A 7539-nucleotide genomic window follows, 5' to 3' on the forward strand; every position below is an offset into this window, starting at 1 on the left:
TAAAATCATTTCCTGTACGAATATTTAGACCAATTTCAGACGATGATGGAGGGGATACATCAAAGATAATCCATAGTCTAAATAATCCATTAATAAATGTCCTATAAGTAAAGAAAAGAACATTGTAATCCATAACAAACTAAATTTTATTTGAGATAAAAAAAAGCACCCTGTAAAATGATCTAATTAGTATGACAATCCAATAAATTCATATAACAAAGCAGAGAATAACATATTCATTCCTATAAAATATGAAATACTAACCAACAATCCCCACTCTTTATTTCTTGCTAAATTGAATAAGATAAATGTAAAAATAAATAGGACTATAGTTGCCACTATACCACTGCCCGTAAAGCTCAAACCTAGAGGGTTCATATAATTATTCAAAACAAGATGATTTAAAGTGATCTGTCCAACTAAATACACTAGTATAGTAGAGACTCCCAACCACTTCACTTCTCGATCAATAAAAGTTTTATTTACAATATATACCAAAATTAAATATACCAAAGGTGGACCAATCCATATTCCCATAATGAGAATGATTAAAGCACTAATAACCAATCCTATTGTTGTAGTGGATGCTGCAAAAGTCCAATCTTCCTTTGTCATTTTCAAACTATTGTCAACAGCCTTTTCATTCATTGATGCTCCATATAACATATACTCCCCCCCTGTAAACCCAAGCCATATGAGGGATTCAGAATTCAACCATTGTATTTTTTTAGACAAGTTTCTAGATGTACTTCTTCTTTCGGCCAACCATTGACCATCTTCATTATGCGCCTCATAAACGTTGACGGTCTCGCGTTGTTTTCCAAATTTGCCTTTAGCTGAAAAAATAATGGAAGGAACGCCCTCTTTATAGGTAATTACTAGGTCTTGGGCATTACGAATCTTTCTATCAGATTCCTTTTCAACAATAGTTAAATGGGTTGTATTGGTTTCTGTTGTAATATTATCTAGATTTATTACTGTACGATAAGCGTAGTAGGATCTCATACCTGCTTCAATAGCGTTAGTCCCTATTAGAATATCAATCTCTCTATTATGTAGTGCAAATGAAGTACTAGTAATTTTATGACGATCACTAATTTTAATAAGTCCTCCATTCTTCACTTCAAAGTTATTGTTTTTATTTTCTAAAAAAGTGACACCAAAATGAATGGCATCTTCTCTAGTAAGGACTAACAAAGAATTTGTTTTTTCATCAATAAGTACGTCGGTTACAGGAAATGCTGTTTCTAATAGCTGTTTTTGCTCTAATGTAGTAGAGTTTAACTCAAATAATTGATGCTCTTGCCAAAATACTACTTGATCTTTACTAGCAACTAATCCCTCAGCATTAAGCTCTAAATCGGTAGTTGAGTCACCGTCATATTTTTGAATTGTATTATTTTTGATGAAGATAAGTTCATTTCCAGAAGCCCACATATTTGAGCTTGATGGAACAATAACAGGAAGCTTAACATCTGACTGTACCTCAAGACTTTCATCTACGACTAGATGAGACACGTCTTTGTTTGTAGATGAATAAATATGATATAAATCTCCATCTTCAAATATAAACGGTTTATTTATATAGTTCTCTTGTACAGGCAGTGTCAACGAACGGCTCCATCCCTCGCTAGGGGCAAGTCTTTCTTCTTGAAGATCTAAATATAATAATAATCCAATCATGAATAGTGAAAAAATAAATGGCAGAAAAAAAGCTTTTCGTTTCCTCATATATTGTCACGTCCTCTTATTATGCTTCGACTTTCTTAAAAAATTGTTCCTCTTTTCTCCCTAGTGTTGGTACGTAACTAGCAGGAAAAAGTTTCAATAATTTTGAAAAAGTTGAACTTATTAAATCTAAAACATTGGATTTAAGTTCTTTGCAAAGTGTCATTCCAATAGAGTTGACTATGTAACAAGTGAAAATTCATCAATGGGAATATAATTTGGTATACGCCGAGGATCTACTTGATAGAGGGTAATTTTATTACAAATCCATTGCATTTGATTTAATGACGGCATTTGATTTGTTTGAAACGGGACATTACCCGTCCATCTTTTGGCTAATGTAATATGTGGTCTATACTGTCTCTCATCAACATGGAAACCTACTTTTTTGCATGCCTCCTTCACTTTTTCTTGCAAATCAAATAGTTCTTTGTCAGTTAATACATTGACCCAAAGAACACGGGGTGCGTCTGTTAGTCCAAATGTATGAATATCTAATAATTGTAGAGAAAAAGGCTCATGTCTGCTTGTTATTTGCTGAATGTGAAAAACGAGGCTTTCCAGTTGAAGCACACTTGAAGGTCCTAAAAAACTTAAAGTAATATGATAGTCTTCTTGTAAGACCCACTTCTTAAAGTGCATTTCTTTTTTTAAAGACATTGAATAAGCATATAATAAAGATTTAATTTCTTCAGGTAATGGTATGGCTAGAAAATAATGAGGCATTTTTTCTTTCATAGTCAAGCTCCTTCCTGATAAATATTAATATCTTTATATTACCCTGAAAAAAAGAAAAGACTCCATCCAATAAATCTAGACCGAGTCCCATACAATATTTGTACTTTAAACAATTCTGATGAATTCAATTAAGGTAAATACTTCTCCATGCGAATATCATTCCACATCTTACCTTGCCAATAAGTGAAATTATGAACACGACCAATTTCCTTGTAATCCAGTTTCTGATACAACTTAAGTGCCTGTTCGTTAAATTCAAATACTCCTAATTCAATACGTTTAAGACCATCCTTCTTAATTTGGTCCTCTAAATATTTTATCGCCACATATCCAATTCCTTTACCACGGCCTTCAGGCTCACCAATCGTAATCCCTATCCAGGCAGTACCTGACTCTTTTTTGTATAGATGGGTCGGATCAACCATGTAGTTCATTTCACCGATTAACTTGTCATCCAGATAGATCAGATAGATCTGTTCATGTTCTATGCGTTGAACTAAATTTTCTTTAGTAATAATTTGCTGACGTTCCAATTCTGACTTATTTTGGTTAGGTCGAGTCAACGGGATTAAAGTAGGATCGTTTCCCCACCGATTAAACACCTCTGCTAGGCTTTTATTAGGTTCAGTTATTTTGATGAAATGAGTATTCACGTTGCACATCACTCCTATAATTAAGTAAAAATCTAACTTTCTATTAAATTTGCTCCACACTACACCCTATTGATATAATACCACGCCAATTTCACTACCTCTAACTATTCTCCTTTTCTTATCTGAAAGGCTTAGTTTTACGTATAGCAAAAAGAACACCTCTTAAGATAATCTTATTTCAAGAGGTGTTCTTATTCAATTATTAAATGAAACTTTTTTTATGATCGATCTTTCTTTTAAAACTACAATCTATCTCATGTTAACAATCTATTTCTGATGTTTATTGTATTTTCTTCTTAACACCTCATCCACAATCCAAAAAAGAATGGAATAAAACCCAAATAAGAAGTATAAAGTCTTGTACAAAACTAAATAATCAAAACCGTGTCCAAATCCAATAATAATCGTAATTAAACCCCAAGCAAATAATAAATGAATAAACACCCTTGATAAAAGCTGTTTCAGACCGTTGAACCTTCTTGTTACATAATCAGATAAGATTGAGACAGGAATACCGCAATAGAAAAGTATTACTGTGGTATAAATACTAATTAAATAAAATGCCAATAGAAAATCGTCTCTAAAAGTTAATAGAGTATACATTGCTATAAACACAACAGACAGTAGAGATGTGATGATGAAGGTCCAAAGTTTTCTTATTAACATATTCTCACCTCATTTTCATCATCCAGTTCAAACTGTTTCGTTGTTTAGATCCTATGAAAATAAAAAAAGTTTCATTCCATAGCTGAAAAGAATTCATGCTGTCTTTTTACAAAAGATTGATCCAAATGCTCTTAATTTAAGATAATGTTTGTTCTAATTTTTTTGGTTTTTTCAAAGTGGTTGTAAATATGCTACCAATCATAAATATGAGTATGGATATACTTAAAAATAGGTAAGGAAAACGTATATTACCATTTCCAAATCTTTCACCAATAAAGTCAAGAAATATTGGTGAGAAAAACTGGCCCAAGAACATCATACTTGATACAATAGCCATTGCCGATACAGTACTCCTCTTATCTACTGTGTTGGATATTTTCAAATAAAGTTCCGGAATGAATAATCCCACTCCTGTACCTGTGATGAACACTCCAGCACTTAACATGATCATACTGGTACCTGTTCCTATCATTAAAAAACCAACTGCCATTAATAAAAGCAAGACAGGTAAAAACATTTTGTTTAACTGTTTTTTTATTTTTTGATATAGAAAACCGGCTACAAATCCTGATACTGATATAAAAGCGATGACTACACTCGACACCCTAGAATCCCCCAGATTCAATTGACTAATATAAATGGACATATTTGCAGGTATGGAGTAAAAAGCTAGAATTAATAAAAACATTGAAATCCCAACAGTGAAAACAGATTTTGGTAATGGATTCTTTTTACTTTTCATTGTTTCTGTTCCTTTTTTCGTTTTCTTCCTTTCGTTTGGTAAAAAGATCCAAACTAATAGTAAAACAAAAAAACCAAGAAAATAAACTCCAAAAGAGTATCTCCAACTTATTGTTGCTAACCATCCAGATAATAATAAAGAAATAATTCCTCCTAAATTATTGGACGAGCTAACCATTCCCATCATGGTTGCTTTTTTTTCACCTTCAAAAAAATCAGAAACTAAACTTGTAGCAAAAGGCATGAAAAACCCTACACCTATTCCCAAAATAGATCGAAAAATCAGTAAAACATAAATATTATTTACAAAAGCTCCTCCTAAACCACCTATCAAATATAAAATTAATCCTATTATTATTAATGGTTTATAATTATATTTTCGATTTAACTTGCTCACGATAAATGTAGAGGGAATAATGAATAATGATGAAATTGTAACTATTAATTTTATAAGAGTGGTACTCGATTCATTAAAATACTGTTCTAAATTACTTAATGAAGGAGCAATAGCAGCCCCCGCCATAACAGTTAATAAAGATAATGAGAGTATAGTAATAGAGATTTTTCTCATTGAACATTGATCCTTTCTTATCTATAGTTGAATTAATCATAATTGACACTAATTTATATGCTATAGCATATAAATACTTGAAAAAAACCAAAATATAAACAACCTTTGTTATATTTTATTTTCTACATTTTTATAAAGCTTATTCAGTAAATTCCTTAATGCGTTTATTTCGTGATTAGATATATCCGTGGTAATTTGTTCATGTGCTTTCTTTACAATAGGAACTACTTGAACCTTTAATTCCATTCCTGTATTAGTCAAATAAATATAATGAGATCTTTTGTCATATTCATTACTCTTTTTCATTACTAGACCTTTATTTTTCATAGAATTAATCATTCGAACCATTGTTGTTTGATCCTTATCTAATTTAGCAGAAAGCTGCTTTTGAGTAACTCCATGGTCTACATCAAGAGAATCTAATACTACCCATTGTTCCGGTGTTAAATTAAATGGTTTTAATTTTTCCATTAAAAAATTTGTAAGTCTTACATCCGTTCTATGAAGAAGAAAACCTACTGATTTTTCTAAGTTATACATGAACATCATTCCTATATCTTTATATATGCTATAGCATATATAATATCAAATAATAAAATGAGTGTCAATAAAAAACACCTCTCTAGATTGAAAAATCCAAAAAGATGTTTCGTGTATCTTTATTTTACAATTACATCATTCACAATCTTATTCTTTTATAAAAAAAAGAAAAGTGATTTTCTCAGCTTCCAAACGTGAACAACCCTTCTACTTTAGCATACACTTTTCCCCACTTTCATCAAACGCGTGTTTAAAATCAAACGCAAAAGGAGTGGGTCCATGTTGAATATAATAGTTGTATCTCTTGAAGGCCTCCTCCCATGAGACATCCTTCACCTTTTCTGTCCACCACACTACATATGAAAGGTGTTTCTCTTGATAAGATTCCATCCATTTGCTCCTATTTTGCAACGCTTGACTGTGCTTACCTGAATAGGTAAAACGATATAAGGAATGAAGGCTGTTCCATACCGTTAATGTCAGAACAGGGTAACCTTTCCCTTTAGCTTCTTCAGGAAAAGATACTCCTTCTGATGAGAACTCTTCTAAAAGATGTCCTGATAAAGATGCCTGACGCATTACTTTAAATCCCATTTCATAAAACTCACGAGATGCAGGATGGTCATAGGGGTGATTTAGCCTACCAACAGTATAAATTGAAACTAATGCCATAAAAACCCTCCATTTGAATATATTCTTAGGTATATTCAAGTAAGATTGGAATATAACTTCTAGTTACCACGTCCAGATTACTGAATAAAAAGTCAATTTCCTTTTATTGTATCCTTGCAGTAGATCCAGGCTTTAAGATATTCATTTCAATCATTTCGATGATGTTTAATACAGGCTGCTAAACTTAGATAAAATCCTATTCTATAGCATGTCAAAAAAAATTTACAAAAACTTAATCTTATTTCTGTGAAAAACTTCATTATTCACTTGAATCGGTTTTCGACAAATCACTTTTTCTCCATTTATCTTCTTTACTTTTACATCTTTTATAACCCAATCTGTAAGTTCAACATTTTCTACAATCAATGTAAACAAATGATTGGGTGAATTATGTGCTCCTTCAAATGTTATGAATTGATAAGTCATTTCGTAAGAATAACCTAAATTAGGTTTTCTTTTTACTTCAACGAATTTACAAAACGTAGATTGTTTTATATTTCCAAAATAATCTATCTTAGCTTTGTTTTCTAAAGGGATTAACATTGTGTAAATGACATCTTCAAGTACCATTTCATAATATGTTTTATGATTATTTGCTTGTACTGGTATTATTAAAATTAAACTAAGGATACTCATAAGTAGAATGATTTTTTTCAATCCACCCCCTCCTTTTAAGGGGAATTATTCCAGAGTGAAAGAAAAATTATTCATGTCGAGAACGTTATTTAATAAGAAAAAAAACAAACATGATTCGTTTCGAATAAAAAAAACTATGTTAATCAATAATATAAATTATATTTAGACAAAATTATAGAAAATGGAATATATATGTTGATCAATTATATCAAACCAACTTTAAACGGATTAATTATTACAAATAATACAGACTTAATCCATTACTACATATACAACGAAATGCATATGAACCTAAAACTATTACTACTCTTTAGCCTATTAAATTATTATTCTTAAATATTTCTTAATAATATTCAAAATAAGTAGAGTCATTTTAGACATAAAAAAATCACCTCTCGAGAAAATCTTATCTCTCTTCTCATGTTGGTTTAAAATAAAGTTTGATCAAAAATCTCATACATACCCACATTCTATGGCAAATAAAAGAATCCATTTTGAAAGAAAGATTGATCAAAATGGATTCTAAATTTGAGATCGACTATTTAATTTTTATAAAAAAGTTTGTTCATTCTATTGTCTATCTTCTTCTACAAA

The 7539-nt window shown here is 30.9% G+C and carries 8 protein-coding genes; all 8 read right to left on the minus strand.

Annotated elements, in window-relative coordinates:
* Positions 1-186: 186 nt before the first annotated feature.
* Positions 187-1731: a hypothetical protein gene (locus Q5Y73_RS15010; RefSeq protein ID WP_305992723.1), complete on the minus strand. Its 1545-nt coding sequence runs from the start codon at positions 1729-1731 to the stop codon at positions 187-189.
* Between the two features lie 177 nt (positions 1732-1908).
* Complete coding sequence (gene thpR, locus Q5Y73_RS15015; protein ID WP_305992724.1) at positions 1909-2466, minus strand: RNA 2',3'-cyclic phosphodiesterase; 558 nt, start codon at positions 2464-2466, stop codon at positions 1909-1911.
* Positions 2467-2594: 128 nt separating this feature from the next.
* Positions 2595-3119 carry a GNAT family N-acetyltransferase gene (locus tag Q5Y73_RS15020; RefSeq protein WP_305992725.1) on the minus strand — a complete coding sequence of 175 codons (525 nt, stop codon included), beginning with the start codon at positions 3117-3119 and terminating at the stop codon, positions 2595-2597.
* A 267-nt stretch (positions 3120-3386) separates the two neighbouring features.
* Positions 3387-3785: a hypothetical protein gene (locus Q5Y73_RS15025; RefSeq protein ID WP_305992726.1), complete on the minus strand. Its 399-nt coding sequence runs from the start codon at positions 3783-3785 to the stop codon at positions 3387-3389.
* Between the two features lie 136 nt (positions 3786-3921).
* Positions 3922-5097, minus strand: a complete 1176-nt coding sequence (locus Q5Y73_RS15030; RefSeq protein ID WP_305992727.1) for an MFS transporter — start codon at positions 5095-5097, stop codon at positions 3922-3924.
* A gap of 108 nt (positions 5098-5205) precedes the next feature.
* Entirely contained in the window at positions 5206-5637 is a 432-nt protein-coding gene (locus Q5Y73_RS15035; RefSeq protein ID WP_305992728.1) for a MarR family winged helix-turn-helix transcriptional regulator, read from the minus strand.
* A gap of 207 nt (positions 5638-5844) precedes the next feature.
* Complete coding sequence (locus tag Q5Y73_RS15040; RefSeq protein ID WP_305992729.1) at positions 5845-6309, minus strand: DUF3291 domain-containing protein; 465 nt, start codon at positions 6307-6309, stop codon at positions 5845-5847.
* 222 nt (positions 6310-6531) lie between these two features.
* Positions 6532-6966, minus strand: a complete 435-nt coding sequence (locus Q5Y73_RS15045) for a hypothetical protein (protein ID WP_305992730.1) — start codon at positions 6964-6966, stop codon at positions 6532-6534.
* Between the last annotated feature and the right edge of the window lie 573 nt (positions 6967-7539).

This window comes from Chengkuizengella axinellae (genome assembly GCF_030730905.1).
In the GTDB taxonomy this organism is placed as follows: Bacteria; Bacillota; Bacilli; order Paenibacillales; family KCTC-33759; genus Chengkuizengella; species Chengkuizengella axinellae.

Bases quoted from the DNA above. Each gene is read 5' to 3' on its own strand.
- Q5Y73_RS15010 (WP_305992723.1), bottom strand. From the start codon at position 1,731: ATGAGGAAACGAAAAGCTTTTTTTCTGCCATTTATTTTTTCACTATTC.
- thpR (WP_305992724.1), bottom strand. From the start codon at position 2,466: ATGAAAGAAAAAATGCCTCATTATTTTCTAGCCATACCATTACCTGAA.
- Q5Y73_RS15025 (WP_305992726.1), bottom strand. From the start codon at position 3,785: ATGTTAATAAGAAAACTTTGGACCTTCATCATCACATCTCTACTGTCT.
- Q5Y73_RS15030 (WP_305992727.1), bottom strand. From the start codon at position 5,097: ATGAGAAAAATCTCTATTACTATACTCTCATTATCTTTATTAACTGTT.
- Q5Y73_RS15035 (WP_305992728.1), bottom strand. From the start codon at position 5,637: ATGTATAACTTAGAAAAATCAGTAGGTTTTCTTCTTCATAGAACGGAT.
- Q5Y73_RS15040 (WP_305992729.1), bottom strand. From the start codon at position 6,309: ATGGCATTAGTTTCAATTTATACTGTTGGTAGGCTAAATCACCCCTAT.